General features: G+C 60.5%; 24 protein-coding genes. 13 read left to right on the forward strand and 11 right to left on the reverse strand.

Annotated features, from left to right (window positions below; genetic code table 11):
* Window positions 1-309 precede the first annotated feature (309 nt).
* The 6 genes from AFE_RS02970 to AFE_RS02995 all read left to right on the forward strand — a co-directional run bounded on the left by AFE_RS02970 (window position 310) and on the right by AFE_RS02995 (window position 6,695).
* The gene (locus AFE_RS02970; protein WP_012536247.1) at window positions 310-1,275 is read left to right on the forward strand and encodes a ubiquinol oxidase subunit II; all 966 of its coding nucleotides are present in this window, start codon (window positions 310-312) and stop codon (window positions 1,273-1,275) included.
* A 19-nt stretch (window positions 1,276-1,294) separates the two neighbouring features.
* Window positions 1,295-3,445 (forward strand): cbb3-type cytochrome c oxidase subunit I, encoded by a 2,151-nt coding sequence (locus AFE_RS02975; protein ID WP_012536248.1) that lies wholly within the window; start codon window positions 1,295-1,297, stop codon window positions 3,443-3,445.
* Between the two features lie 66 nt (window positions 3,446-3,511).
* Window positions 3,512-4,147: a cytochrome c oxidase subunit 3 gene (locus tag AFE_RS02980; RefSeq protein WP_012536249.1), complete on the forward strand. Its 636-nt coding sequence runs from the start codon at window positions 3,512-3,514 to the stop codon at window positions 4,145-4,147.
* On the forward strand, window positions 4,144-4,500 hold the full coding sequence (locus tag AFE_RS02985) for a cytochrome o ubiquinol oxidase subunit IV (protein ID WP_012536250.1): 357 nt from the start codon (window positions 4,144-4,146) through the stop codon (window positions 4,498-4,500). The genes AFE_RS02980 and AFE_RS02985 overlap by 4 nt, the downstream gene beginning before the upstream one ends.
* 28 nt (window positions 4,501-4,528) lie before the next feature.
* The gene (locus tag AFE_RS02990; protein WP_012536251.1) at window positions 4,529-5,473 is read left to right on the forward strand and encodes a heme o synthase; all 945 of its coding nucleotides are present in this window, start codon (window positions 4,529-4,531) and stop codon (window positions 5,471-5,473) included.
* Between the two features lie 19 nt (window positions 5,474-5,492).
* The gene (locus AFE_RS02995; RefSeq protein ID WP_012536252.1) at window positions 5,493-6,695 is read left to right on the forward strand and encodes an MFS transporter; all 1,203 of its coding nucleotides are present in this window, start codon (window positions 5,493-5,495) and stop codon (window positions 6,693-6,695) included.
* Here the strand turns inward: AFE_RS02995 and AFE_RS03000 are convergent.
* From AFE_RS03000 to carA, 4 genes are read right to left on the reverse strand one after another with little or no spacing between them, the layout of a single operon-like run.
* On the reverse strand, window positions 6,689-7,522 hold the full coding sequence (locus AFE_RS03000) for an undecaprenyl-diphosphate phosphatase (RefSeq protein WP_012536253.1): 834 nt from the start codon (window positions 7,520-7,522) through the stop codon (window positions 6,689-6,691). The genes AFE_RS02995 and AFE_RS03000 overlap by 7 nt on opposite strands.
* A gap of 11 nt (window positions 7,523-7,533) precedes the next feature.
* Complete coding sequence (gene greA / locus AFE_RS03005) at window positions 7,534-8,010, reverse strand: transcription elongation factor GreA (protein ID WP_009564109.1); 477 nt, start codon at window positions 8,008-8,010, stop codon at window positions 7,534-7,536.
* Window positions 8,007-11,246: a carbamoyl-phosphate synthase large subunit gene (gene carB, locus AFE_RS03010; RefSeq protein ID WP_012536254.1), complete on the reverse strand. Its 3,240-nt coding sequence runs from the start codon at window positions 11,244-11,246 to the stop codon at window positions 8,007-8,009. Before carB ends, greA begins: the two co-directional genes overlap by 4 nt.
* The gene (carA, locus tag AFE_RS03015) at window positions 11,239-12,381 is read right to left on the reverse strand and encodes a glutamine-hydrolyzing carbamoyl-phosphate synthase small subunit (protein ID WP_012536255.1); all 1,143 of its coding nucleotides are present in this window, start codon (window positions 12,379-12,381) and stop codon (window positions 11,239-11,241) included. The genes carB and carA overlap by 8 nt, the downstream gene beginning before the upstream one ends.
* Before the next feature lie 234 nt (window positions 12,382-12,615).
* Between carA and AFE_RS03020 the strand changes: the two genes are divergently transcribed.
* From AFE_RS03020 to AFE_RS03045, 6 genes are all read left to right on the forward strand, one after another.
* Window positions 12,616-13,302 carry a hypothetical protein gene (locus AFE_RS03020; RefSeq protein WP_012536256.1) on the forward strand — a complete coding sequence of 229 codons (687 nt, stop codon included), beginning with the start codon at window positions 12,616-12,618 and terminating at the stop codon, window positions 13,300-13,302.
* Between the two features lie 115 nt (window positions 13,303-13,417).
* Entirely contained in the window at window positions 13,418-13,606 is a 189-nt protein-coding gene (gene thiS / locus AFE_RS03025) for a sulfur carrier protein ThiS (RefSeq protein ID WP_230959330.1), read from the forward strand.
* Between the two features lie 44 nt (window positions 13,607-13,650).
* A complete protein-coding gene (locus AFE_RS03030) occupies window positions 13,651-14,433 on the forward strand; it encodes a thiazole synthase (protein ID WP_012536257.1) in 783 nt (260 codons plus the stop codon).
* A complete protein-coding gene (locus tag AFE_RS03035; RefSeq protein ID WP_225487412.1) occupies window positions 14,426-15,004 on the forward strand; it encodes a hypothetical protein in 579 nt (192 codons plus the stop codon). The genes AFE_RS03030 and AFE_RS03035 overlap by 8 nt, the downstream gene beginning before the upstream one ends.
* 11 nt (window positions 15,005-15,015) lie before the next feature.
* Complete coding sequence (mpl, locus tag AFE_RS03040) at window positions 15,016-16,383, forward strand: UDP-N-acetylmuramate:L-alanyl-gamma-D-glutamyl-meso-diaminopimelate ligase (protein WP_012536259.1); 1,368 nt, start codon at window positions 15,016-15,018, stop codon at window positions 16,381-16,383.
* Between the two features lie 31 nt (window positions 16,384-16,414).
* A complete protein-coding gene (locus AFE_RS03045) occupies window positions 16,415-17,032 on the forward strand; it encodes a flavin prenyltransferase UbiX (RefSeq protein ID WP_012536260.1) in 618 nt (205 codons plus the stop codon).
* On the opposite strand, the gene AFE_RS03050 is transcribed toward AFE_RS03045, so the two are convergent.
* Window positions 16,965-17,816 (reverse strand): ABC transporter ATP-binding protein, encoded by an 852-nt coding sequence (locus AFE_RS03050; protein ID WP_012536261.1) that lies wholly within the window; start codon window positions 17,814-17,816, stop codon window positions 16,965-16,967. The two genes, AFE_RS03045 and AFE_RS03050, sit on opposite strands and share 68 nt — an antisense overlap.
* Complete coding sequence (locus AFE_RS03055) at window positions 17,816-18,952, reverse strand: ABC transporter permease (protein ID WP_009569367.1); 1,137 nt, start codon at window positions 18,950-18,952, stop codon at window positions 17,816-17,818. Before AFE_RS03055 ends, AFE_RS03050 begins: the two co-directional genes overlap by 1 nt.
* Before the next feature lie 44 nt (window positions 18,953-18,996).
* On the opposite strand from AFE_RS03055, the gene AFE_RS03060 reads away from it, so the two are divergent.
* The gene (locus AFE_RS03060; protein ID WP_009569366.1) at window positions 18,997-19,500 is read left to right on the forward strand and encodes an LEA type 2 family protein; all 504 of its coding nucleotides are present in this window, start codon (window positions 18,997-18,999) and stop codon (window positions 19,498-19,500) included.
* On the opposite strand, the gene AFE_RS03065 is transcribed toward AFE_RS03060, so the two are convergent.
* The 5 genes from AFE_RS03065 to AFE_RS03085 form a co-directional block, all read right to left on the reverse strand.
* Window positions 19,445-20,221: an endonuclease/exonuclease/phosphatase family protein gene (locus tag AFE_RS03065; protein WP_012536262.1), complete on the reverse strand. Its 777-nt coding sequence runs from the start codon at window positions 20,219-20,221 to the stop codon at window positions 19,445-19,447. The genes AFE_RS03060 and AFE_RS03065 overlap by 56 nt on opposite strands.
* A complete protein-coding gene (locus tag AFE_RS03070; RefSeq protein ID WP_012536263.1) occupies window positions 20,214-20,564 on the reverse strand; it encodes a hypothetical protein in 351 nt (116 codons plus the stop codon). The genes AFE_RS03065 and AFE_RS03070 overlap by 8 nt, the downstream gene beginning before the upstream one ends.
* A complete protein-coding gene (locus AFE_RS03075; protein WP_009560923.1) occupies window positions 20,561-21,316 on the reverse strand; it encodes a HesA/MoeB/ThiF family protein in 756 nt (251 codons plus the stop codon). Before AFE_RS03075 ends, AFE_RS03070 begins: the two co-directional genes overlap by 4 nt.
* Before the next feature lie 136 nt (window positions 21,317-21,452).
* The gene (locus tag AFE_RS03080) at window positions 21,453-22,595 is read right to left on the reverse strand and encodes a lipocalin-like domain-containing protein (RefSeq protein WP_012536264.1); all 1,143 of its coding nucleotides are present in this window, start codon (window positions 22,593-22,595) and stop codon (window positions 21,453-21,455) included.
* On the reverse strand, window positions 22,588-25,029 hold the full coding sequence (locus tag AFE_RS03085) for an ABC transporter permease (protein WP_229129765.1): 2,442 nt from the start codon (window positions 25,027-25,029) through the stop codon (window positions 22,588-22,590). Before AFE_RS03085 ends, AFE_RS03080 begins: the two co-directional genes overlap by 8 nt.
* Window positions 25,030-25,031 lie beyond the last annotated feature (2 nt).

Below are 25,031 nucleotides of genomic sequence, written 5' to 3' on the forward strand. Positions count from 1 at the left end.
CATAAGCCCAAAAATATTTGAGGCAAATCCCTATTGCTTTGCGCCCCCGCCTGCACTAGTTTTACTGCCAGGTAATCAATAGGCAGTAATAGTATAAATTTATATGATTTACGGAAGTGGTGAAAACTGGTGCCAATGCCGGCCTGCTGCAGAATCGCCGGCAGCCCGGACGCCGTGGTTCGGCGGCCGCTGTGCGGTGGAAGCCCATAGAAATCCTGATCTGCATGCAGTGTCGGGGAAGGTAATCGGATAGTGATCGCTATCCTGTCATATCGCGGATGGTCTGAAGTCCGTCAGGGAGAAATATCAATGCAAGTGAAGTGGAGGAATAACCTTAAAAACGGGTGCCGCCATGCCGTCCTCGCGCCGATTCTGTTGCTCAGTGGCTGCGCGGGTAACCCCTTTTGGATATTCGATCCAAAAGGGTTGATGGCCGATACCAACCTGTTTTATCTGCTGGTGGATGTCGGGATCATGGGCAGCATCGTCGGCCTGACGGCGCTCCTGGTGATCTGGTTCATGTGGCGCTACCAGAAGGGCAAAAACCGGGGGAAATATGATCCTACCTGGTCCCATTCCAACACCATCGAAGTGGTTGTCTGGGGTATTCCCATCATTGCCGTCGGCTTTTTGTCCTATTTTGCGGTAACCGGCACCTTCGAGCTAAATCCATATAATCCGACGGTGATTACCAACCATCTGAAACCCGTAAGTGATCCGGTCGAGGTGGATGTCATCGCAACCGACTGGCAGTGGCTTTTTGTATACCCGCAGTATCATATGGCCGCGGCCAACGAGCTGGTGCTGCCCGCGCATACCCCGGTATTTTTCCGTCTGACCTCCTCTGCGGTGACCACGACATTCTTCATTCCACAACTGGTGGGCATGATCGACGTAATGCCCGGCATGCGTACGAAAAACGCCCTGGAAAGCAACCATGTCGGGGAATACCAGGGCATTGCTTCGGACTATGCCGGCGCGGGCACCTCCTGGATGACGTTCAAGACCAGGATAGTGAAGTCGGCCGACTTCCGCGAGTGGGTGCGGAAGGTGCAGCAATCTCCGACATCCATGACCTACGCCAGCTTCAATGACTACGCCGACCCTTATATCAATGTGCATCATAAGGTGGCCTATTTCTCGTCGGTGCCGGACGGTTTGTTCGACCATGTCGTCGACGAGGTCATGAAGGGTAAAACCTGGCCCATCCCGCCGATGATGACGGAAAACATGGTGGCGTATATGCAGAAGCAGAACGCCGAACACCGCGACTAAACAACAGGAGAATTGACAGATGCTCGTAGATTTAGCCGGGGGCTGGAACCCCATGCTGGGGCGCCTTGCCTGGTCTCAGATTCCTTACGACAACCCCATCCTGGCGCCGCTGTTTGTCGCGGTGGTCATTGGGGCCATCCTGGTGCTGGGTCTGATCACGTACTACGGGAAATGGACCTACCTGTGGAAGGAATGGCTGACCACCGTGGATCACAAAAAACTAGGGGTGATGTACATCCTCATCGGTTTGGTGATGCTGTTCCGGGGTTTCATCGATGGTCTGATGATCCGGACACAGCAGGCCTGGGCGGTAGGCCCACATTCCTCGGGAGTGTTCGGTGCGACGCACGGTTACCTGACTCCGTTCCATTTCGGGCAGGTCTACAGTGCCCATGGGGTGATCATGATTCTGCTGGCAGCCACGCCGTTGCTCGTCGGCTTCATGAACATCATCGTGCCCATTCAGATCGGTGCCCGGGACATGGCCTACCCCTACCTGAATGCGTTGGGGCTATGGTTCACCGCCGCGGCCGGGGCATTGATCATGATTTCCCTGTTCGTGGGTGATTTCGCGCACAATGGCTGGTTCGGTTATGCACCGATCTTCGAGTTGCAATACAGCCCGGGCGTCGGTGTGGACTACTGGATATGGACCATGGAGTTGTTGGCGCTGGGGACCACCTTGGGCGGCATCAACATTCTGGCGACCATCATCAAGATGCGCGCGCCGGGTATGACCTGGGGTCGTTTGCCGATCTTTGTCTGGGCTTCGATTGCGTCGAACGTGATTGCCCTGACTTCTTTTCCGGCACTGCAGGTGGCACTTGCATTGGTTGCTGCAGACCGCTATCTGGGCGCGCATTTCTTCACGGCGGGTCTGGGTGGCAATCTGATGCTCTATACCAATCTATTCTGGATATGGGGCCACCCGGAAGTCTATTTCGTGATTCTTCCGGCCTTCGGCATGATGTCGGAAATCTTTCCGACCTTTTCCGAAAAACCATTATTTGGCTACATGACCATGGTACTCGCCAGTATGGCCATTGCCGGCGTTTCCTGGCTGGTCTGGCTGCATCATTTCTTTACCATGGGCGCCGGGCCCTACGTCAACAGCGCCTTCAGTGTGGCCACCATGCTGGTCGGCATTCCTACGGGTGTGAAGGTGTTCAACTGGGCATTCACCATGTATCGTGGGCGTCTGACTTTCAACGCCGCCATGCTGTGGGCCATCGGCGCGCTTTTCCTGCTGCTGGTCGGCGGATTGACGGGCATGATGCTGGCGGTTCCGGCCATCAATTACATGGTCCACAACAGCGTTTTTGTGGTCGCGCATTTCCATTCCATGCTGTTGACGATTGTGTACGCCATTTTTGCTTCGGTGATCTACTGGTTTCCCAAGGTCTTCGGCTTCAAGCTGAATGAGTTCTGGGCAAAGACCATGTTCTGGCTCTTTTCTGCCGGTACGGTGCTGGTGTTCGTGCCGATGTACATGCTCGGTTTCATGGGTATGACCCGGCGTCTGGATTATGTGTTCAACACCGCTTGGCATCCTTATCTGCTGGTGATGGAATTCGGTATCGTGGTGTATACGCTTTCCGTCCTCGCATTTTTCGCGCTGCTTTATGTCAGTGTCCGCGATCATGCGAGCAACCAGGTTGGCGCGGATGCCTGGGGTACCTCCCGCTCGCTGGAATGGCTTACCCATTCTCCTGTGCCATTTTATAACTTTGCCGTACTGCCGCACATCAATGCGCGCGATGAAGTGGCCTGGCGGCGTGATAACGGCATCGATCATGTTCAGCCCGATCACTATGAAGATATCCATATGCCCAATAATACCGGTGTGGCCATTGTCCTTGGCGGCCTGACCTTTGTGCTGGGTTTCGCCCTGGTATGGCGTATCTGGTGGCTTTGTGCCTTCTCCCTGCTGGCAATCATTGCACTCGTAATCTACCGCTCCTTCAAGGGTGATCCGGGTTACATCATTACCGCGGCGGAACTGGAACAGATGGAAAAGGCAGCTATGCGCCGGGAAGCAGGGATAGGTAAACAGCAGCATCGGGTCGGCGGCGGCGTATTGGGTGAGGCAATAGCCTATGAGCGTTCTGACCTGCCGCCACTGGCTTCGCAGCCGAGCTCATCCGTGGGGCTGGATCATCATCGCAGTTGATGACCCTGACAGGTGGTGGCCGAGGCATCGGCTACCCGTTAATGAACGGTAGATTGAGGAGTTTTTATGAGTTCTCATACCAGTAATGTGGATCCGAAAACAGCAGAATTATGGGATAAAAGTCACTATCAGCATGATGTGATCTCCACCCGCACCTTTGGTTATTTCATGTATCTGCTGAGCGACGGCATGCTGTTTGCGACACTTTTTGCCGCTTATGGCGTACTGAGTTACCAGCACAGTTATTTTGGTGGTCCTACCCCGGCCGACTTTGTCAAGCCCTGGTATACGTTTGCTCAGACCATGGCGCTGTTTGTCAGCGTGCTGGCTTATGGTTTTGGCATGAATGCACTCAAGCACAAAAACAAAAGCGCGGTGATCAATGGGTTGCTCGCGGCTTTCGTGTTTGGTGTATTGTTTCTGGCACTGGACATCCATGACATGACGCAACTGGCGTCATTGGGTATCACGGTTGCCACCAGTGGCGGTATATCGGCGTTTATTATCCTGACCCAGGTACATGCCGCCCATGTTTTCTTCGGGTTGATCTGGATTCTGGTGATGATGGCCCAAGTGCTGACCAAGGGCTTTACTACTGAGGTGGTGGGCCGGTTGTTGACACTGCGTATGTTTTGGCATTTGCAGGCGATCATTTGGGTGTTTGTGTTCGTGTTCGTTTATTTATGGGGATATATGTCATGAGTCACGGTCACGATGATCCGACATTGCATCCGGAAGTACAGATGTCCACTTCCCGGGGATATTTTTCAGGGTTCGCGATTTCCAGCATCCTGATGTTCGTCGCTACCTTTTTGGTGGCATCGCGTGCCGTGCCGCCATTCGGTTTGCTGATGGTCATCTCGGTCTGCGCGGGCATAGCGATTATCGCGCAGATCTACTTCCTGCTGCATATCGATGTTTCCGAACACAACATCTGGAATACCGTGGCGCTGGTGCTGTTCATGCCGCTTTTTCTGATTACCATCGGACTGACCTGGTGGATGTTCTCGCAATTGTATCTGCGCACGATGATTATGCCGGGCATGATGCACTGACCGCGCGAATTCCGGAGGTCCTAGCGTCATGTTAAAAGAAGGATTACACAGCGACGGCATTGGCGAACTTTCTGGTCCCCGGGCACGGCCGTCTTATCTTCGCGATCTCTGGGTTCTGGCCAAGGCGCGGGTGGTATCGCTGCTGGTATTTACCGCCGCAGTGGGCGAGATCCTCGCCCCCGACGCCCTGTTGCACTGGGAGTCGGCGCTGGCTGGTTTGGCGGGCATCGCGCTGGCCGGTGGAGCAGGAGGGGTACTCAACCAGATTGTCGAACCCGCCCTCGACCAGCACATGCGACGCACCCTCCACCGGCCGCTGGCCGAAGGCCGCATCAGCCGTGCTGGTGCCATTGCCTATGCCATGACATTGATGTGCGCCGCCATTGCGGTACTCGCCTGGGGCACCAACCCTCTGACCCTGGTACTGACCCTGGTGGGCACCGTCGGCTACGGCGTCGTCTACACCCTCTACCTCAAGCCCAGCACGCCCTGGAACATCGTCTGGGGCGGCCTTGCCGGTGCCCTGCCGCCACTGATCGGCTGGACCGCCATCACCGGCAGTCTCGCCGTGCTGCCTCTGGTGCTGGTCCTGCTGGTATTCGTCTGGACCCCGGCGCACTTCTGGCCCCTGGCCATCTGTTGTCGGGAAGACTACGCCAAGGCCTGCATACCCATGCTGCCGGTGACCCATGGTGTCGACCGCACCCGCCGGGAAGTGCTGAACTACGCCATACTCACCTGGATCGTCAGTATGGTGCCAGCGCTACTCACCGGCGACTGGTTATATGGAGCCATCGCCTGGCTCTCCGGCGCATGGTTCGTGGGCATGGCCCTGCGTCTCAAAGGTCTGCCCGAAGGCCCGGAGATGAACCGCTACGCGCGGCGGATGTTCGCCTACTCCATCTCCTACCTTTTTTTACTCTTTACTGCCCTGATCCTGGGTAAACTGGTGATGGGCTATGGCTTCTTCTGAGGCCGCCAAAGGCCCGCCCATGAGCCCGTTCGAAAAGCGGGCGGTGGCGGGACTGAGCTTCATCTATGTCGCGCGCATGCTCGGTCTGTTCATGCTCATGCCGGTACTGGCCCTGGACAACGACCAGCTTCGCCACAGCACCCCGGTGCTGTTGGGCCTGGCCATTGGCATCTACGGACTGGCCCAGGCCGCCCTGCAGTTTCCCTTCGGGGTGGCCTCCGACCGTTTCGGGCGCAAGCGGGTACTGGTCTTTGGTCTGCTGATCTTCGTCCTGGGTTCCCTGCTGGGGGCGGTCACCCACAACATCTGGGGCATCATTCTCGCCCGTCTGCTGCAGGGTGCGGGCGCCGTCTCCTCGGTGCTCCTGGCCACCGCAGGGGACCTCACCGGTGAACAGCACCGCACCAAGGCCATGGCCGCCATCGGCGGCAGCATCGCCATCGCCTATGTTCTGGGGATGGCGATGGGACCCGTCTTTTACGGTCTCTCCGGGCTGACCGGGGTATTTCTGGTAGCCGCCGCACTCGGCGTCCTTGCGCTATTACCGCTGTGGAAAGTGATTCCCCCCATCCCCCGCAATCTGCAGCAGCGCATGGGGAACTGGCGTGACGCCCTGAGGATATTCAGATACCCCCCGGTTCTGACCGCCAGTGTCGGCATCTTCATCCTGCAGATGGTGCTGGGGGCCAGTTTTGTGGTGCTCTCCCCGGAACTGGTCAAGGCCATGCACATTCCGGGCAGCGCCGTCTGGGAAGTGTATCTGCCGGTGATGCTGCTCTCGGTGGCGGGCATGCTCTACCCGGTGATCCACGCCGAAAGGCACAGACAGCACGGACAGATGCTGGTCTTCAGTGGTCTTGCCATTGCTGCGGGAGCGTTGTTCATGGGTTTGCTCGCTGGTCACTTCTGGCCGGTGGCGGTAGGAGCGGTGATTTTCTTCACGGGTTATAACGTGGCCTCGGCGATTCTGCCCTCGATGATGAGCCGCAGCACCACCCAGGAACAGCGGGGGGCGGCCAGTGGTGTGTACTCGCTGATGCAGTTTCTGGGGATATTCGCGGGGGGTGTGGTCGGTGGCTGGGGGCTGGGCATGGCCGGCGAGCAGGGTGTCTTTTATCTCCTTGCCGTCGTCGGATTGCTCCTCGCCCTGCAAAGCTGGAACGGAAAACGCGTGGCACTATTGCTGGAACCGGACGCCCGGGAAGCAGGGGACGGTCAGTAGCCGCCGATGATCAGTGCCAGCGCACCAAAGGCGATGCAATAAATACCAAAGGGCCGCAGTGCCTTGATCTCATGCTTGTGAAAATAGTGCATCAGAAACCATACGGATGCCCACGCGCAGATTCCGGAGAGAAGCCCCGCAAGAAAGATGGTGCCGAGCAACCCGGACGGCATCTGTGCGTGAAAGAGCTTGGGCACTTCCAGCATGCCGGCCGCCGCGATGATCGGCGTGGCGAGCAGAAAGGAAAATTTTGCGGAATTTTCATAGTCCAGCCCCACACCGATACCCGCCACCAGGGTCGCGCCGGAACGGGAAAATCCTGGAATCAACGCAAGGGACTGGGCAAACCCTATACCGATGGCACGCGGCCAGCTCAGGTTGTCCAGCGAATGGCTAGGTTGCCGCGCGCGCAGGCGATCCCCCAGGATGAGCATGATGCCGTTGATCATCAGCGCCACTGCGGCAAAGGTGAAGCCGCCGAACAGGGCCTTGATCTTGTGGGCAAGGGCGAGGCCCAGCAAACCGGCGGGAATGGACGCGATGAAGAGAATCCATAACAGCCGGGAGTCAGGATTGTCGGGGCGTCCCCGCGCACGAATGAAACCGCCGAGCAGTGCCGCCCAGTCGCGCCAGAAGAACAGGAGCAACGCCGTCGCCGTGGCAAGGTGGAGCACGACCACAAAGGGCAGAAACCATCCTGCGTCCCGGTTGATGGGCCAATGCAGGAGCGCTGGCACCAAAATGATATGCCCCAGGCTGGAGATGGGAAACAACTCCGTAACGCCCTGTAGTATGGCCAGGAACAGCAGGTAGATATGGTGTGTCATGCGATCATGATCTATATGTAACGCACGGCAAGAATGGTGTATTCCCGTGTTCCGCCGGGGGCGCGCACTTCAACCGGATCGCCTTCATGCTTGCCGATGAGCGCGCGGGCAATGGGGGAACTGATGGATATCTTGTTTTCCTTGAGGTCGGCCTCGGCATCACCCACGATCTGGTAGGTCACCTCGTTGCCTTCCGCATCTTCCAATTCCACAGTGGCCGCAAAAACGATTTTACCGCCGGTATTCAGTTGCTTGGGGTCGATGACCTGGGCACGGGCCAGATAATCCTCCACCTCACGGATACGTCCTTCGATAAAAGCCTGCTGCTCCTTGGCGGCGTCATATTCGGCATTTTCCGACAGATCACCCTTGGCGCGCGCCTCGGCAATGGCTTCAATCACCGTAGGGCGGTCAACGGTTTTGAGGCGATGCAACTCGTCGCGCAGCCGCTGGGCACCAATAACCGTCATGGGAATTTTATCATTCATATCTGCCTCGTGCTGGTACTTTTCTGGTTCAGATCCTGGAGCCGGAGTACGCTGCATTCTTCCGTCATCAGAGCGTGAATGGCGGCGGCGCCCGCGGTGGCGCCAGCCAGGGTAGTGTAATAGGTCAATCCCATCTGCAGAGCGGCGCGGCGGATACTGAAAGAATCCCGCACCGACTGGCGTTCGTCCACGGTGTTGATGATGATCTGCACCTTGCCGTTCTTGATTGCATCGACGATATGGGGACGGCCTTCGGTCACCTTGTTAACCGGGGCGACTTCCAGACCTTCCTTCTGCAGGAAGGCTGCGGTGCCCCCAGTGGCGATCAGTTTGAACCCGAGTTCGGACAGGATCCGAGCGGTCGGGGTGAGCCCCTTTTTATCGGCATCGCGAACACTGAGAAAAACCGTGCCGGAGCTCGGAAAGTGTTCGCCCGCACCAACCTGCGCCTTTAGAAAAGCCTCACCAAAACTGGCGCCTATACCCATCACTTCGCCCGTAGACTTCATTTCCGGCCCTAGCAGTATATCCACGCCGGGAAATTTGATAAAGGGGAAGACCGCTTCCTTGACGCTGAAATGGGGCGGGTTGGGAATCTGTGGAACGCCCTGCGCGGCCAAAGACTTTCCGGTCATGCAGCGGGAGGCGATTTTGGCCAGGGGCCATCCCGTAGCCTTGGAGACGAAAGGTACCGTCCGTGACGCGCGCGGGTTAACCTCCAGCACATAGATGCGCTCGTTCTGGACGGCGAACTGACAGTTCATCAGGCCCACCACCCCGAGCGCCAGGGCCAGTTCCACGGTCTGCCGCCGGATTTCGTCTTGAATGGCCGGGGACAGAGAGTAGGGCGGCAGGCAGCAGGCCGAGTCGCCGCTGTGGACTCCCGCCTGCTCGATGTGCTCCATGATCCCAGCCACGATCACCTGTTGCCCGCTGTCGGCGACGGCATCGACGTCCACTTCCAGGGCGTCATTCAGGAAACGGTCCAGGAGGATGGGCTGGTCATTGGAGATGCGCACCGCTTCCAACATGTAGCGTTGCAGGTCGTCTTCCCCATAGACGATGCGCATGGCGCGACCGCCCAGCACATAGGAGGGGCGTACCACCAGCGGGTAGCCCAGCGCTCGCGCCTTGCTCAGGGCTTCCGGGGCGCTCCGGGCAATGGCGTTTTCCGGTTGCCGCAGGTCGAGGCGTTGCAAAAGCTGCTGGAAGCGCTCGCGATCCTCAGCCAGATCGATGGAATCCGGTGTGGTGCCGATGATGGGCACCCCGGCGGCCTCCAGATCGTTGGCGAGCTTCAGCGGTGTCTGGCCGCCAAACTGGACGATCACACCATGCGGCTTTTCGACGGCGACGATTTCGAGGACGTCTTCCAGGGTGAGCGGCTCAAAATACAGGCGATCGGAAGTGTCATAGTCGGTGGACACCGTTTCCGGGTTGCAGTTGACCATGATGGTCTCAAAGCCATCCTCCTGCAGGGCCATGGCCGCATGCACGCAACAGTAGTCAAACTCGATGCCCTGTCCGATCCGGTTGGGACCGCCGCCCAGAATCATGATCTTGGGTTTAACACCCGGTTCCGCCTCGCACTCCGTCTCATAGGTGGAGTAGAGATACGGAGTCGGCGAGCGGAACTCGGCGGCACAGGTATCCACCCGTTTGTAGACGGGGCGGACACCCAGCCTCTGGCGCTGTTCACGCAACTGCTGCTCGTGGCAACCCAACAGGCGGGACAGCCGCCGGTCCGAGAAACCCATGCCTTTGAGGGTGCGGAGCCGGGCATCGTCGAGGCCCGCCAGAGAGAGACCGCGCAGGCTTTCCTCGGTCTGAATGATCTCGAAAATCTGCTCCAGAAACCAGGGGTCGATGCGGGTGATGCGTTGCAGGCTGTCCTGATCCCAGCCGCGCCGTACGGCGTCCGCCAGGTACCAGAGGCGATCGGCACCGGGAACCCGTAACTCCTGTTCCAGTTTTTGCAGGGTGTCCGGATCATTGCCGATGAGTTTCTCATCCAGGCCATCCACACCCGTCTCCAGGCCACGCAGCGCCTTTTGCAGCGACTCCTGGAAGCTGCGGCCAATGGCCATCACTTCACCCACTGACTTCATCTGAGTGGTCAGGTGGGCATCGGCCTCGGGAAACTTCTCGAAGGCGAAGCGGGGGATTTTGGTGACCACATAATCGATGGTCGGCTCGAAACTCGCCGGTGTCGCCTGGGTGATGTCATTGCGCAGCTCATCCAGGGTGTAACCCAGTGCGAGCTTGGCGGCAATTTTGGCAATGGGAAACCCGGTGGCCTTGGAGGCCAGCGCCGAAGAACGCGACACCCGCGGGTTCATCTCGATGACGATCAGTCGCCCATCTTCGGGATTGACGGCGAACTGTACATTGGAGCCGCCGGTATCCACCCCGATACGCCGCAACACGGCGATGGAGGCATCCCGCATGCGCTGGTATTCACGATCCGTAAGAGTCTGGGCGGGGGCTACGGTGATGGAGTCCCCGGTATGGATGCCCATGGGATCGAAGTTCTCGATAGAGCAAACGATGATACAGTTATCCGCCCGGTCGCGGACCACTTCCATCTCGAATTCCTTCCAACCGATGATGGATTCTTCGATGAGGATTTCGTGGGTAGGACTGGCCTCCAGGCCGCGCGCCGCGATGTCCTCAAATTCCTCACGGTTGTAGGCAATGCCGCCGCCGGTGCCGCCCAGGGTGAAGGATGGCCGGATGATGACCGGAAAGCCGATATCCTCCGCGATCTGGCGCGCGCCTTCCATATCATGGCCGAAAGCGGAGCGGGCCACTTCCAGGCCGATTTCTTCCATGGCCTTTTTGAAGAGGCCGCGATCTTCGGCCTCACGGATGGCTTCCACGGAAGCGCCGATTAGTTTGACACCGTACTGCTCCAACACCCCCTCCCGGTGTAGGTCCAGGGCACAGTTCAGTGCGGTCTGACCGCCCATGGTGGGGAGAATGGCATCGGGGCGTTCCATGGCGATGATGCGCGCCACGGTTTGCCACTCGACGGGTTCGATATAGGTGGCGTCCGCAGTCTGCGCATCGGTCATGATGGTGGCAGGGTTGGAGTTGACCAGAATGACCCGGCAACCCTCTTCCCGCAACGCCTTGCAGGCCTGTACGCCGGAATAATCGAATTCACAGGCCTGGCCGATGATGATGGGTCCGGCGCCGATGAGGAGGACGCTTTTGATGTCCTGGTGTTTAGGCATGGTGACGGCCTCCGTACTGGTTCATGGCGTGAACGAAGTCGTCAAAAATTGCACGGGCGTCGTGGGGCCCGGGTCCGGCCTCAGGGTGGCCCTGAAAGGAAAATACGGGCAGCTCCCGATGCGCCATGCCCTGCAGGCTGCCGTCGAACAGTGAGGCATGGGTCGCCACCAGGCACTCCGGCAGGGTGTCCGCGTCCACCGCGAAACCGTGGTTCTGACTGGTGATCAACACCCGACCGCTGCGCAGGTCTTTGACCGGATGGTTGGCACCGTGGTGCCCGAACTTCATCTTGACGGTTTTGGCGCCCAGGGCCCGTCCCAGCAACTGATGCCCCAGACAGAGTCCGAAGGTGGGAATACCCGTGGCGATGACTTGGCGCATGGCCTCTTCCGCATAGCCGAGGGCCGCTGGGTCACCGGGACCATTGGAGAAGAGTATGCCGTCCGGGCGCAGGGCGATCACCTCGGCGGCCGCGGTGCGGGCCGGCACCACCGTGATTCGGCAGGCCCGATCCGCCAGCAGGCGCAGGATATTCCGTTTGGTGCCGAAATCGTAGACCACCACATGGCACTGTGTCCGGGTGACGGCCTGCGCGTGATAGCCCTGTTCGGGGGTGCCGCTGGCGAGATCCCAGGTGTATGCCTCCCGGCAGCCCACATCCTGCACCAGATCACGGCCGATGAGGCCTGGGAAAGCGCGCGCCGCAGCCAGGGCCTTCTCTTCGCTGGCCGCTTCTCCGACGAGGACGGCAGCATTCTGAGCGCCGCTATCCCGCAGTCTGCGGGTCAGAGCGCGGGTGTCGATTCCCGCGATGCCGGGAATTCGATGGGTCTGCAGGAAGGAGGCCAGGTCCTGGGTGCTGCGCCAACTGCTGGGTTGCCGTGGCAGATTGCGCACGACGAGAGCGGAGCAGAATATCCGGGTACCTTCCATGTCCTCCGGGTTGACCCCGGTATTGCCGATATGGGGATAAGTGAGCGTGATGATCTGTCCCTGATACGAGGGATCAGAAAGGATCTCCTGGTAGCCACTCATGGCGGTGTTAAAACAGATTTCACCTGCTGCCAATCCGGTGGCACCAAAGCCTATACCGCGATAGATGCTGCCGTCTGCCAATGCCAAGACCGCCTGCATGCCCCACCTCGCCAACAAGAGGATGCAAAAAAAGGGAGGGGGTCCCCTCCCACGTAGATATCGCCTATTCTAAGGACCGGAAGGGGAGTGGTCAACGCACGGCGGCCAGACCGAGCATGGTGGCAACCTTCCGACGCGGGTTTCCAGGGGCATGCCATGGATTAAGCTCTTGAGCAGTCATGCCCTGATGTTAGACTCGAACGCAACTTTAATGATTTGACGAAGGAGTGCTTTATGGGTTGGATGCAATGGTCCGTGCTCGCCATGGGTGGCATGCTGATACTGGCGGGGTGTGCGACGACTACGACGAACGGTATGTCGCCGCAGTCGCAAGGCATGGTGGGTAACTACCCGGCCTTTGCCGCAGCTCCATTGCCGCCTGCCCGCGTCACATCGGCACCGGTGCGCAGTGCGCCAGCCGTTGTTTCCCGCCCGCCCGCGCCTTCCATAACACCGCCCCCGGTTCGTTATTCGTCCGCCGCGCTGCCCTTGACCACCGTAGCGCCAGCCCTTCCCGCCGCACCGGCTATTCCGGCAGCGCCCTCCGCGGCGCAGACGCTGAGCGACGCCGGCACATCCTTTTCCGGTGCGTGGCAGGGGGATATGACCAAGGCACGGCAGGACAGCGCCCGGTGTGCGGCGATGTCGTCCGCTGCGCGGACGTCGTGTTGGCAGGATGTCTCCGCTTGGGCGGAGAAACGCGCGGCGCATTATCAGGCACTCAGTACCCGGGCCACGGGTGCCCAGTCCCAGCAACTACAATCCGCAGCAAAGTTTTTCGGGGTAACCGGGGAGTGGGCCAGTGCCTGCAGTTCGATTACCTCACAGCAATGCGCCGAATCGCCACTCATCGGCAAGATGCAGCAATGGAAGGCTTCTGTAGGGATACCGGGGGCGGCGGTGACCATACCTACGCCCTGAACATGGGGTTATTCGTCATTGCCGCGATCGTTCGGGATCTCTGCGCCACGCGGGCGGGCGCATTCGCTTGACGCTCTTCCGGTGAGGTTCTAGCATCGCTATCATGCAGATTCTGGTGAATGGTGTGGCCCGCGAGGTGCCTGAGCAGATAACGGTGCGGGCGCTGCTGGCCGAGCTGGGCTGGGCGGAGCGCCGTGTGGCCGTTGAATGCAATGGTGAAATCGTACCGCGCAGTACCCACGCCACGGCGACGCTGTCGGCCGGCGACCGCCTGGAGATCATCCAGGCGGTAGGCGGCGGCTGAGTGCTCCGCACTAATCCCTTATTTTGAGGCGAAAGACAAACACAATGCGTAAAGATCCTTTGGTGATTGCAGGGCGGGAGTACCAGTCCCGTCTGCTGGTGGGTACGGGAAAATATAAGGATTTTGCCGAGACCCGGGCGGCCATCGATGCGGCTGGCGCGGAGATCGTCACCGTGGCGCTGCGCCGGATGAATCTGGGGCAGAGTAAAGACGCACCTAATCTGTTGGAGTTTCTCCCGGCGGACCGCTTTACCATCCTGCCGAACACGGCGGGATGCTACACGGCGGAGGATGCGGTGCGCACCTGCCGTCTGGCTCGGGAGCTGGGTGACTGGAAACTGGTCAAGCTGGAAGTCATCGGTGACCCTCAGACTCTATATCCAGATATGCGACAGACCTACGATGCGGCCAAAACCCTCATCGCCGAGGGCTTCGAGGTGATGGTCTACAGTGTGGATGATCCGGTGGCCTGCAAGACCTTTGCGGAGATGGGCTGTGTAGCGGTGATGCCGCTGGCGGCACCCATCGGCTCCGGTCTGGGTATTCGTAATCCTTACAATCTGCGCATCATTCTGGAGCAGGCGACGGTACCGATTCTCGTGGATGCGGGCGTGGGCACGGCGTCTGACGTGGCGGTGGCGCTGGAGCTGGGTTGTGATGGCGTTTTGTTGAACACCGCCATTGCCGCCGCCAAAGACCCCATTCTCATGGCCGAGGCGATGCGGCAGGGAGTGGAGGCGGGGCGTAAGGCTTTTTTGGCGGGACGCATGCCACGCAAGCTGTATGCCAGCGCCAGCAGCCCTGTGGATGGCCTCTTTTTTGAGTAGCAATGATGCCTTGGAATATGCGCGTACCGCCCCCCTTGACGAGGAATTTGTCGAGGCAGTGGAGCGCCTGGTCATGGGCGCAGTGCCCGGTGGCGCAGTGCCAGACTATGCGGAAGACTGGGACGAGGCGGAGCGACTGATTGCCCGGCTGGGCGATCAGGGGGTGGGGGTACGCTTCGAATTCGTGGTGGATGAGAACGGCCAGCGCTGGCACACCTATCTGGATTGGCAGGAGCCGGTCAGCCATGAATGGCAGTTGACCGAGGCGGAGGAGATGACGGCGGCGCAGGCGGTGACGCGGGCGGCTCTGGTCTGGTACTACCAGCAGGAGATTGCGGCGGCCAGCGCCCAGCCGCCGGACGGCTGGGCCTATTTTGAGGTGGTGGAACGTCTGGGTATGGCCCGGGATATGCTGACGCGCTCCCTGGACGATCATCCGGTGCTGGCGGAAGAGGCGGAGATGATGGCCCGTTATCAGGAGCTTCTGGAAAAATTCAACGCGCTCTATGAACTCGCCAATCAGGCGCTGGATCAACGCCTCGGCGCACCGGCGCGCAGTACCATGCACTAGGTCCGCCTACCATGCATATCCACGTCCTCGGCGTCTGCGGGACTTTCATGGGAGGCATCGCGCTGCTGGCGCGGGCGGCGGGGCATCAGGTAACGGGTTCGGATGCACACACCTATCCTCCCATGAGTGATCTGCTGGCCCGCGAAGGGGTTACGGTCCATGAAGGCTATGATCCCGCTCAACTGAATCCTGTCCCCGACCTGGTACTCATCGGTAACGCCCTGTCGCGGGGCAACCCCTGTGTGGAGGCGGTTCTGGACCGGCAGATGCCCTATGATTCCGGTCCCGCCTGGCTGTCCCGGGAGATACTGCAAAGCCGCTGGGTATTGGCCGTGGCGGGTACCCACGGCAAGACCACGACGACCTCCATCCTGACCTGGATATTGCAGGAGGCAGGACTCGATCCAGGGTTTCTCATCGGTGGGGAGGCGCGCAATTTCGGTGTATCGGCGCGGCTGACGGACAGCCCTTTTTTTGTGATCGAGGCGGATGAGTATGACACCGCCTTTTTCGATAAACGTTCCAAGTTCGTGCACTATCACCCGCGGTCGCTGATACTCAACAATCTGGAATACGATCATGCCGATATATTTCCGGATATGGAGGCGATCATCACCCAGTTTCACCACCTGCTGCGCACCGTACCCGGCGCGGGCGCGATTATCGTGAAGGATGGAGTGCCAGCGCTGAAACGGGTGCTGGAGCGCGGTTGTTGGACACCCCTGCAACGCTTTGCCGGTACGGGCGAGTGGCAGGTGCGGCTGGACGCTGTGGATGGCAGCCGTTTTACCGTGCTGGAGCAGGGCGTCGAGCGCGGGCAAGTCGGTTGGGAGATGGCCGGGTCGTTCAATGCCGAGAATGCATTGGCGGCCTTGCTGGCGGCGCGGCATGCCGGGGTGCCGCTGGCGGTCGGATGTGCAGCATTGCGCAGCTTTCAGGGGGTGCGGCGGCGCCTGGAGCTGCGCGGACGGGCTGGCGGCGTGGCGGTGTATGACGACTTTGCTCACCACCCCACGGCCATCGCCGCCACCATCACGGCCCTGCGCGGGCGGATGGAGGGGACGGAGCGTCTGATTGCCGTGCTGGAACCACGCTCCAACACCATGAAGATGGGGGTGCACCGGCAGACGCTGGGACCAAGTTTGCAAGGCGCGGATCGAGCGTTTGTCTATGCTCCGGCAGATCTGGGTTGGGATGTGGCGGCCGCCCTGGATTCCGCTGCGCAAGTTTATGTCGATATGGACGCGCTCTTGCGGGCGCTGGACGCAGAATTGCGCCCGGGGGATGATGTGCTCATCATGAGCAACGGTGCCTTCGGCGGGATTCACGGACGCCTGCTCGAACGTCTCGCCCGACGGGATGTACCGGCAGGGTCGTAATCCCGGGTTCCATCCGGGTCAAGGAGCGCTAATGGAAGATCGGCGACGGCAGGATCGGGTTTGTGTGGCGATTAGCGGCGCTTCCGGTGCGGCTTATGGGTTGCGGCTGGTGGAGGTGCTACTGACCGCCGGGGTGCGGGTCTATCTGCTGATATCGGACGCAGCGCGGGTGGTTTGCCGTGAGGAGTTGAGTCTGGATCTCCCGGATACGGCTGAGGCGGTGACCCGTTTCCTCAATGAACGGTTCGGCGCCGACCCGGACCTGTTATCGGTTTATGCCCAGGATGACTGGCTATCTCCAGTGGCTTCCGGTTCCAATGCGGCTCAGGCCATGGTGGTCTGTCCCTGTTCCGGGGGGACACTGGCCGCCATTGCCCACGGGCTGTCCGAGAATCTGATCGAGCGCGCCGCCGACGTGATGCTGAAAGAAGGCCTGAAACTCATTCTGGTGCCTCGCGAAAGCCCCGTCTCGACGATTCATCTGGAAAATATGCTGAAGCTGGCACAGATGGGGGTACGCATTCTGCCGGCGAGCCCCGGTTTTTACCACCACCCCCAAAGAATCGAAGATTTGGTGGATTTCATCGTGGCGCGGATTCTGGACCAACTGGGGTTGCCGAACCGGATTGCGCAGCGCTGGGGAGAGTAGGGCATTTTTCTGCGGCGCGGAGGCTGGTCAGCAGGCGCTCGCCCCGTTCCCCATGAAAGAATGCACGGATATAGGGGAAGTCCACCTGTTGAACCTCGATCAGTGAACCGACCGTCAGCACTCTGCCGTCGGCCAGTACCGCGACACGATCAGCGGTGGCGGCGAGGCTGTCCAGGTCGTGACTGACCATGACCACGGTAAAGCCGATGTCGCCGTGGACCTGCCGAAGCAGGGCGTCAAATTCCGCGGCCGCGATAGGGTCGAGTCCGGAAGTGGGTTCGTCGAGAAAGAGAATCTCCGCCTCCATGGCCAGGGCGCGGGCGAGGGCGACCCGTTTGACCATTCCTCCCGACAACTCCGCCGGCAGTTTCCATGCGTCGCTGGGCTTCAGGCCTACCATTTGCAACTTCAGAGCTACCAGATCGCTGATTTCGGAACGGCTGAGATGTCCCCACTCCAGTAGCGGAAAGGCGATATTTTCATAAACCGTCAGGGCGCTGAACAGGGCTCCCTGTTGAAAGAGCACCCCCCAGCGCTGGCGCAGGGCAATCAGTTCGCGCAGATTGAGCGCTTGCGGATTTTCGCCAAGGATGGTCATCCGTCCTTCAGCGATGGGAACGAGGCCCATCATGGCGCGCAGCAGCGTGGTCTTGCCGGTGCCGCTGCCGCCGACGATGGCGAGTATCTCCCCGCACCGAACGGTCAGATCGAGGTGCCGCTGAACCCAGTGGGTTCCGAACCGGGTGGCGATATCGGTCAGGACAATGGCGTCGGAGCGGACCATCAGTTGGAGATTCCCGTATTGGCAAAGACCAGGGCAAGAATGGCATCGATAAGAATCATCACGGTGATGGACATGACTACCGAGTTGGTGGTTTCCCTGCTCAGGCTGGTGGTGTTGGGCTTCACCTTGAGGCCATGAAAGCCAGCGATCCACGCAATGAGGATACCGAAGAGGGCTCCTTTGACAACGCCCAGCCACAAATTGAAACTGGGGACTACCACGGGCATTTGTTGGATAAAGAAGCGGTTGCTGATGCCGAGCTCCAGTTTGGCCACGAGCATGGCTCCGTACAGTCCGACCATATCGGTCCAGAGGACGAGCAGTGGCATCACCAGCGCCAGCCCAATGACCTTGGGCAGAATCAGACGGCGGATCGGGGGAATGCCGAAAGTGCGCAGGGCATCCAGTTCTTCGGTTACGCACATGCCGCCGATTTGCGCGGTAAACGCCGAGCCGGAACGCCCCGAGAGAATGATGGCGGTGATCAGCGGGCCAAACTCACGCAGTATGCTCAGACCCGCAATGTTGATGATGTAAATGTTGGCGCCGTATTGGGCGAGCGTCGAGGCCGACTGAAAGGAAATCACCACGCCGATGAGGAAGCCGATCAGGGTGAGGATGGGCAATGAATTCGGTCCGGTATTGACGATGGTGGCGGAGATTTCGCGCCAGGGAAAGCTTCGCGGGTGGCGGAGGCCACGCCCGAACTCCAGCAGCAGAGCACCCATGAGCAGAAAAAGTCCCCATAGGTCCCGTCCGGTTTCTATCAGGAAGGCGCCGAGCTGGTCGAGAAAATGCCAGGGATGCCGGGGGCGCGCCGCGACGGGTTGGATATCCGCCAGACGGGCGAAGATGCTGTGATGCTGGTCGGCCATCCGGATATTGTTGGGTAGGTGATTGCCCCATGCGCGCCAAAGCAGGAGGGCCCCGGCGCTGTCGAGGACCTCGACTGCCGAGAGATCCCAGCATACTTCCGGGCTGATGTTCCGCAGTGCCGCTTCCTGTGCCGCGAATCTCCCGCCGAGACGCCGCAATGTCCAGCGTCCGCTGAGGCGCAGCGTTCCATCATCGCACTCCCATCGCGGTTGGTGCGCACTGTTTTTGGCGGTGTGCGGGTCTGGGCTTTTCTCGGTCATTCCCTGGGTTATACTCGACGACTGACGTTTGCAGGAGTGCTCGGATGGCCATTGTCGCACGAAGTTCCCGCATCACCCAACGGTTTCGCTGCTGGGTTGCGTTGCTGGTCGCGCTGCCCCTCAGCGCCTGCGGAGCCTTCCCTGCTCACCAGCCGGAAGTGCAGTTGCTGAATATTCAGCCCGAAACGGTAGGACTGGTCGCGCAGACTTTTATGCTGTCGCTCAAGGTCAGCAACCCCAATGACAGCGCGCTCCATGCCAAGGCGGGGGAGGCGCGCCTGTATGTGCGGGATCGGCAGGTGGCCTACGGATTGCTGGACAAGCCGATCGAGGTGCCCGCCTATGGTAGCGCCACGGTGAGCATCCCGGTCACAGGCAATTTTCTGACATTGCTGGGGGATCTCGGCAGTATCAGCGCCGGGGCGGGGCTCCCCTATACCGTCAAAGGTTATCTGGTGACCGGCATGTTCGATATGCGGGTACCTTTTACCGTCACTGGTGCTTTGCATCTGCCGCTGTCGCCGAGTCCCAGCGCAGTTTTGCCTTGAGGGCGAGGTGATCGGAGAGGGGCTCGGTGACGGTTTCAATCATCGTGAATTCCAGGTCAGGGCTACAGAGGATGTGATCGAAGGAAAAGCGCGGTGACCAGCTGGGAAAGGTCGGTGGGCTCCAGGGCGGCGCCTGCAGGCCACTTTCATTGAGGAGCAGGCGCATTTCCGGGGAGCGCGCCGTGCAGTTCAGGTCGCCCATGAGAATGAGATTCGGGCGTCCGCGCAGGCGTTGGGCGAGATCGCGTATCTGACTGAGGCGCGCATGACGGCTAAGGCCGAGGTGGGTGATGATCACTGTCAGGGATCTTCCACCAGCGTTGAGCCGGTTTTCCAGCATGCCGCGCCCATTCATGAAGCTGGGCAGGGAATGCGCTATGGTCTCTTCAATGGGCCAGCGGGAGAGAATGCCATTGCTGTGCTGGGCAAAGTCGCCGAAGTCACGGGTACGTTGTTGCGCCCAGTAAGGGAAATGGGCGCGGTCAGCGAGAAAACCCGCCTGGTTGACATACTGGCTGCGAAAAGAGCCGGCATCGACTTCGTTGAGTCCGGCGACGTCGGTTCCCTCCAAGACCGCGGCGATCCGCTCCAGGTTGCGCAGACTCTGACCATGGGGCATCACGTACTTCCAGCCGTGCAGGAACATGTGCCGGGCGCGGTGGGAGCCGATGCCCACCTGGATGTTGAAGGACGTCACAGAAAACTCTGGGGCCTCAGTCATGGTCGAGTTCGATATCAAGTTCCTGCCAGGCCGCGCCATCCCCCGCGCGGGAGAAGGCGCGCAGGAGGATCACCCCTTTGATATCCGCAGCCAGCAATATCTGGTAGGGCGTGCCGATGGGGACGATATCCGCGATCGGCGCGGCGGCATGGGCGTAATGTGCGAAAGATGTTTCGCCTCGGGACTGGATCAACGCGGACGCTGCGGCAAGGTTCGCCGGTGGGCAGGGATAGATGGAGACCGGCATGTCGGCGGTAGCGCCGATAAGTCCTTCGCCAACACCGGATTGCAGGTCTGCGAGCAGGGCGTTGGCCAGGGTGCGTGGCAGTTTCAGGCGCCTCATGCGCAAACGCCACAGGCCGGGTCGCGGCGCAGGGCGATCTGCCGCCACTGCCAGCTTTGCGCATCCACCAGCAGGAGTTGCCCGGCCAGCGGGGAATGGCCGGTACACAGCAGGCGGATGGCTTCTGCTGCCTGCATGCTGCCGAGTACACCGAGGAGTGGGCCAAGGACGCCGCTGCGAGAGCAGGTATCTTCGGTATCCTCTACGCCGTCCGGGTAGAGACAGGCATAGCAGGCGCTTTCCGATACACGAAAATCAAAGACGGCGAGTTGCCCTTCCCAACGGATGGCCGCGGCACTGACCAGAGGTTTACCAGCATTACGGCAGGCGCGGTTGATGGCGTGCCTGCTGCCGAAGTTGTCGGTGCAGTCCAGTACCACATCGTGGGTGTCCAGTGCCGCGGCAAGAGACTCGGGTTGCGCTGATTCCACCCAGGCGCTGACCCGAATCTGCTGGTTCATGGCGCGCAGTCGATCGCGTGCGGCCAAGGCTTTGGGGCGCCCCAGGTCGGCCTCGCCATAGAGAATCTGGCGTTGCAGATTGCTGAGATCGACCTGATCTCCATCGCAGACGGTCAGGTTGCCGACGCCCGCGGCCGCCAGATACTGGGCGGCCGGGCAGCCCAGGCCGCCCATGCCGATGATCAGCACCCGGCCGGCCGCCAGTGCCTGCTGTCCGGCAATGTCGATTTCCGGCAAGAGAATCTGGCGTGCGTAACGCAGCAGTGCAGCGTCGTCGAGGGTGTCAGTCATGGTTCAGAATGATGGCGCATCCAGTGTGGCGCTCCGGAAACGGTTGTTGCGGCGGCAGGGCGCTTTCATTGAGCATGCATTCAGTGTAGCAACGCGGAGGAATTTGCTCCAGTTACGCGATGCTTCGCTGATGGCCTCATTGACCCAGAGCCAGACGGCCGCCATAGCCGGTGAGTTCCAGATATCCTCTCCCTGCGGTCTGTCGACCCGTCACGGCGCGCACCGCTCCTTCCCAGTAGACGGTGCCGCTGCTGCGGCTGGCGTCGAATTCCTGATTGTCCATGAGCGGGACGATAGCGAAATGCAGGTTTCCCACCTGCATCTGCCAGCGCACGGGGTAGCGTATACCGGTTTGCGGCGACCGCCACCAGCCCGTGGGCTGCATGCGGATGTCTTTGCCCGGAATGTAGTGTACCTGGCCCTGGGCATTGCGCTCTGTAGCTGCCAGCCAGAGGGGCGCACCGTCGGCGCGGCGCATCATGAAGACCATGAGGGCACCGCCATCCTTCAGATTGACCCCCAGCCAATCCCAACCGACGGCCTGTTTGGGCAGGTACGCCGCCGACCATTCGTGATCCAGCCACGCCTCCCCGCTGACGGGCTCACGCCGTCCTTTGATGTCCACCGTCCCGCTGACCTTCAGATGTGGAAGGCTGTAGTAGTAGCTGGCATTCTTCGGGTCTGGGCCTTTCCGGCTGATGCCCTGGAGACCTTCGAGCAGTGCCGGTTGGGTTGTTGTGAATCGTAGTCGATAACGGATGCCTTTGCCATCGATGTGGGCTTCGTAAGCCCGCCCTTGCTGGCGCAGATACCAATGGCGAATCCAGACATCGGTATGGTTTCGATCCGCCCCTGCCAATCCGAGATCTGCCCGTGCGGCCCGTTGCGCGGTGAGCAGATGTCCGATGCGGGGATCGCTCAACGCCGCCTCGGCAAAAAGCAGTTCACCGGGATTGAATGCACTGGGGTTTGCCCAGACCTCAGGGGCCCGGACCCGGAAAAAGGTGACCTGAAATCCCAGCGGTTTTCCCGATGCGTTATGCAGCCAGCCCGTTACGTACCACCATTCAATGGGGAAATCCGGGTGGCTGCCCAATGCGTTGGGGAATTGCATGGGGTGCTGCGGGGTGACCTTCACATCCGGGGTGGGCTGTAAAGGCAGGGGCGTCCCCGGCAGACTGGATTCAGCCTGCGCCGGTCCACAGAGCCCGCAGCACAGTACCAGTAGACCAGAACATATCCCTTTACGCGGTGATCCCGACCATAAATGACTAATCATCGCGCAGCACCGCGGAGGTATGCCGGACCGCCCGCCGTCCGGCCAGCACCATGGTGGCCGTGCTCGCCAGCCAGAGGATGGCACTCAGGGTCAGCAATAGCGGCCAGGACGGATGAAAGCCCATGTGCCAATGGAAAGACTGGGGATTGACCACTTCGATCAGGATGATGCTGATGGCCATCCCCAGTGCACCGCCGATGAGTATTCCGAGTAGCGAAAGGACGCTGCCCTCGGCAAAGAGCAAGGTGAGCAGGTCACGCCGCCGCAGACCCAGATGCCGGAGCATGGCGAATTCGCTGCGGCGCATGAGCGTCTGCGCCCCGAAGCCGCTGCTCACCCCCAGCAGCCCGATCACCATGGCGACAGCCTCCAGTGCATAGGTGGCGATAAAGCTCTGGTTGAATATCTGCAGGCTCTTGCTGCGAATTTCTTTGGGGGTCGCGATCAATAATCGACCACCATCGGGCAGTGTCTGCCGCAACTTGTGGATGGCGGCCGGTATCGCAGTGCCGGGACGCAGCCAAAGGGCGACGCCATTGACCGCATCGTCTCCGGACCATACGCGGTATTGCTGAATGGGTATGGACACTGAACCCTCCTGATAGGCGTAATCCCGATAGATGCCGGCGATGGTCACCGGCCGCTCCTGCCCACCCAGCGGCAGATGGATCACCTGTCCGGTCTGCCAGCCACTGATACCTGCCAGAATCTCCGAAATCCACACGGGCGGTGGCTGTTGTGGCCCGACCCTGACCGCATGGAGTATCTGCAATTCCCGCTCCGGATCGCTGATGTTCATGCCCCGCGCGAGAAGCGTCACCGGTGGGTGTCCCGGTAACAAATTTAGAGTGACCCGCCGCAGAGGCGAGCAGGCGCGGACATCGGGCAGTGCACAAAGCTGGTGCGCTGCGCCATGGGGGAGGAGTGAGTCTCTATTCATCCCAGCCTGCACATAGAGGTCCGCGCGTAAAATGTCGGTCAACCAGTTGGCGACGGAGTCACGGAATGAACCCACCATCACCGCCATGGCCACGACCAGACTGAAGGCCACTACCACTGCAGCCAGGCTTTGCGCCGCCCGCCCCGGCGCACCCCGCAGTTGTTCCAGGGCCAGACGCCAGACGGGGGCATGGGGCAGGGGAAAGAGCCTGGTCAGTGCGCGCAGGAGCGGGGCCAGTAAAAAGAGCAGGGCAAAGAGCAGGCAGGCTACCGCGCCGTAGGCTAGATAGGGGATGCCGTGGATGGCCGGCGCCAACGACCCTGCCAAGGCCAGTCCCAAGAGCAGCAGACCTACCCAGGGATGTTGGTGCTGCTGATGGGCCTGCTCTTCAGAGCCGGCCCGCAACGCCAGGGCGGGGATCGCCCGGCTGGTTTCCCAAGCTGGTAAAAAGGCGCCGGTCAGCGCCGCTCCCAGGCCCGCCACGAAAAAGATCAGCAGGAGTCCCGGATGCCATTGCAAGTGCAAAGCCGTGGCACTGAAATATCCTGCTCCGAGGTCGCCACCCATGTGTGCCAGAGCCAGCCAAGCCGCCAGCACGCCCAGCGGCAGACCCAGCAGCGCGCCCGGCAGACCCAACGTCGCACCCTGCAACAATACGGCCAGTACGACTTCCCGGCGGCGCAGGCCCAGGACCCGCAACAGGGCCAGTTGCTGCCGTTGCCGCACTACCCCCATGGCCAGGGTGGAATAGACGAGAAACGCTCCGGTAAACAACGCTACCAGCGATAGTACCAGCAGGTTCACGCGATAGGCGCGCGAAGCATCCGCAGCCACGTGTCCCTGCTGCGCCGGGCTTTGTAACACCGCGCCGACCGGCAGATGCCCCTGCCATTGCGCGAGAAAATGAGCGATGGGTATTCCCGGATACAGACGCAGGTCGACCTGATTGAGGGTGCCGATCCTTCCCCACAGCCACTGTACTGCGGCAATATCCATGACGCCGAGTGCTTCGCTGTTGCCCACACCCGGCAGTTCGCCGATGATTCGCAGTGTGCGTGGCTGTCCGTCCGCGTCGAGCGTCAGCGTATCCCCTACCCGCAGGCCGAGACGTGTCAGCGCCGCCTGGCTCAGGGCAATGTGGTCGGGGGTCAGCAGGGCAAGCGGGCTATGCAGATTGAAAGGCAGCAGCGGTTGTCCCATGCGCGCCGCCTGGAAGGCGTCAATGCCGAGAATGGGGAGCATGCCCTTCCGGGCAGGATGCAGTACCTGCGCCTGCAAGCGGATTTCCGGGGTGGCCACGGCCACATCTCTGGCCATACTCAGGCGCACATACCATTGTTCGGGAAAGCTCTGCCCCGGCGCCGTCAGGGCCAGGTCGGCCTGCCCCGACAGGCGCCGCAGCCCGGCAGAAAAATCGCTTACGGCCTGGATGTTGATAAGGGCGATGGCCAGTCCGAGCGCGACCCCCAGCGCAATGCCGATGATCGCCAGCACGC

This window comes from Acidithiobacillus ferrooxidans ATCC 23270, assembly GCF_000021485.1.
In the GTDB taxonomy this organism is placed as follows: domain Bacteria; phylum Pseudomonadota; class Gammaproteobacteria; order Acidithiobacillales; family Acidithiobacillaceae; genus Acidithiobacillus; species Acidithiobacillus ferrooxidans.

Coding starts and splice junctions, on each gene's coding strand:
- AFE_RS02975 (WP_012536248.1), top strand. CDS start 1,295: ATGCTCGTAGATTTAGCCGGGGGCTGGAACCCCATGCTGGGGCGCCTT.
- AFE_RS03080 (WP_012536264.1), bottom strand. CDS start 22,595: ATGATTAGTCATTTATGGTCGGGATCACCGCGTAAAGGGATATGTTCT.
- AFE_RS02980 (WP_012536249.1), top strand. CDS start 3,512: ATGAGTTCTCATACCAGTAATGTGGATCCGAAAACAGCAGAATTATGG.
- AFE_RS02990 (WP_012536251.1), top strand. CDS start 4,529: ATGTTAAAAGAAGGATTACACAGCGACGGCATTGGCGAACTTTCTGGT.
- AFE_RS03020 (WP_012536256.1), top strand. CDS start 12,616: ATGGGTTGGATGCAATGGTCCGTGCTCGCCATGGGTGGCATGCTGATA.
- AFE_RS03000 (WP_012536253.1), bottom strand. CDS start 7,522: ATGACACACCATATCTACCTGCTGTTCCTGGCCATACTACAGGGCGTT.
- AFE_RS03065 (WP_012536262.1), bottom strand. CDS start 20,221: ATGACTGAGGCCCCAGAGTTTTCTGTGACGTCCTTCAACATCCAGGTG.
- AFE_RS03075 (WP_009560923.1), bottom strand. CDS start 21,316: ATGACTGACACCCTCGACGACGCTGCACTGCTGCGTTACGCACGCCAG.
- greA (WP_009564109.1), bottom strand. CDS start 8,010: ATGAATGATAAAATTCCCATGACGGTTATTGGTGCCCAGCGGCTGCGC.
- AFE_RS03045 (WP_012536260.1), top strand. CDS start 16,415: ATGGAAGATCGGCGACGGCAGGATCGGGTTTGTGTGGCGATTAGCGGC.
- AFE_RS03070 (WP_012536263.1), bottom strand. CDS start 20,564: ATGAGGCGCCTGAAACTGCCACGCACCCTGGCCAACGCCCTGCTCGCA.
- carB (WP_012536254.1), bottom strand. CDS start 11,246: ATGCCTAAACACCAGGACATCAAAAGCGTCCTCCTCATCGGCGCCGGA.
- AFE_RS02985 (WP_012536250.1), top strand. CDS start 4,144: ATGAGTCACGGTCACGATGATCCGACATTGCATCCGGAAGTACAGATG.
- mpl (WP_012536259.1), top strand. CDS start 15,016: ATGCATATCCACGTCCTCGGCGTCTGCGGGACTTTCATGGGAGGCATC.
- AFE_RS02970 (WP_012536247.1), top strand. CDS start 310: ATGCAAGTGAAGTGGAGGAATAACCTTAAAAACGGGTGCCGCCATGCC.
- carA (WP_012536255.1), bottom strand. CDS start 12,381: ATGCAGGCGGTCTTGGCATTGGCAGACGGCAGCATCTATCGCGGTATA.
- AFE_RS03060 (WP_009569366.1), top strand. CDS start 18,997: ATGGCCATTGTCGCACGAAGTTCCCGCATCACCCAACGGTTTCGCTGC.
- AFE_RS03030 (WP_012536257.1), top strand. CDS start 13,651: ATGCGTAAAGATCCTTTGGTGATTGCAGGGCGGGAGTACCAGTCCCGT.
- AFE_RS02995 (WP_012536252.1), top strand. CDS start 5,493: ATGAGCCCGTTCGAAAAGCGGGCGGTGGCGGGACTGAGCTTCATCTAT.
- AFE_RS03050 (WP_012536261.1), bottom strand. CDS start 17,816: ATGGTCCGCTCCGACGCCATTGTCCTGACCGATATCGCCACCCGGTTC.
- AFE_RS03055 (WP_009569367.1), bottom strand. CDS start 18,952: ATGACCGAGAAAAGCCCAGACCCGCACACCGCCAAAAACAGTGCGCAC.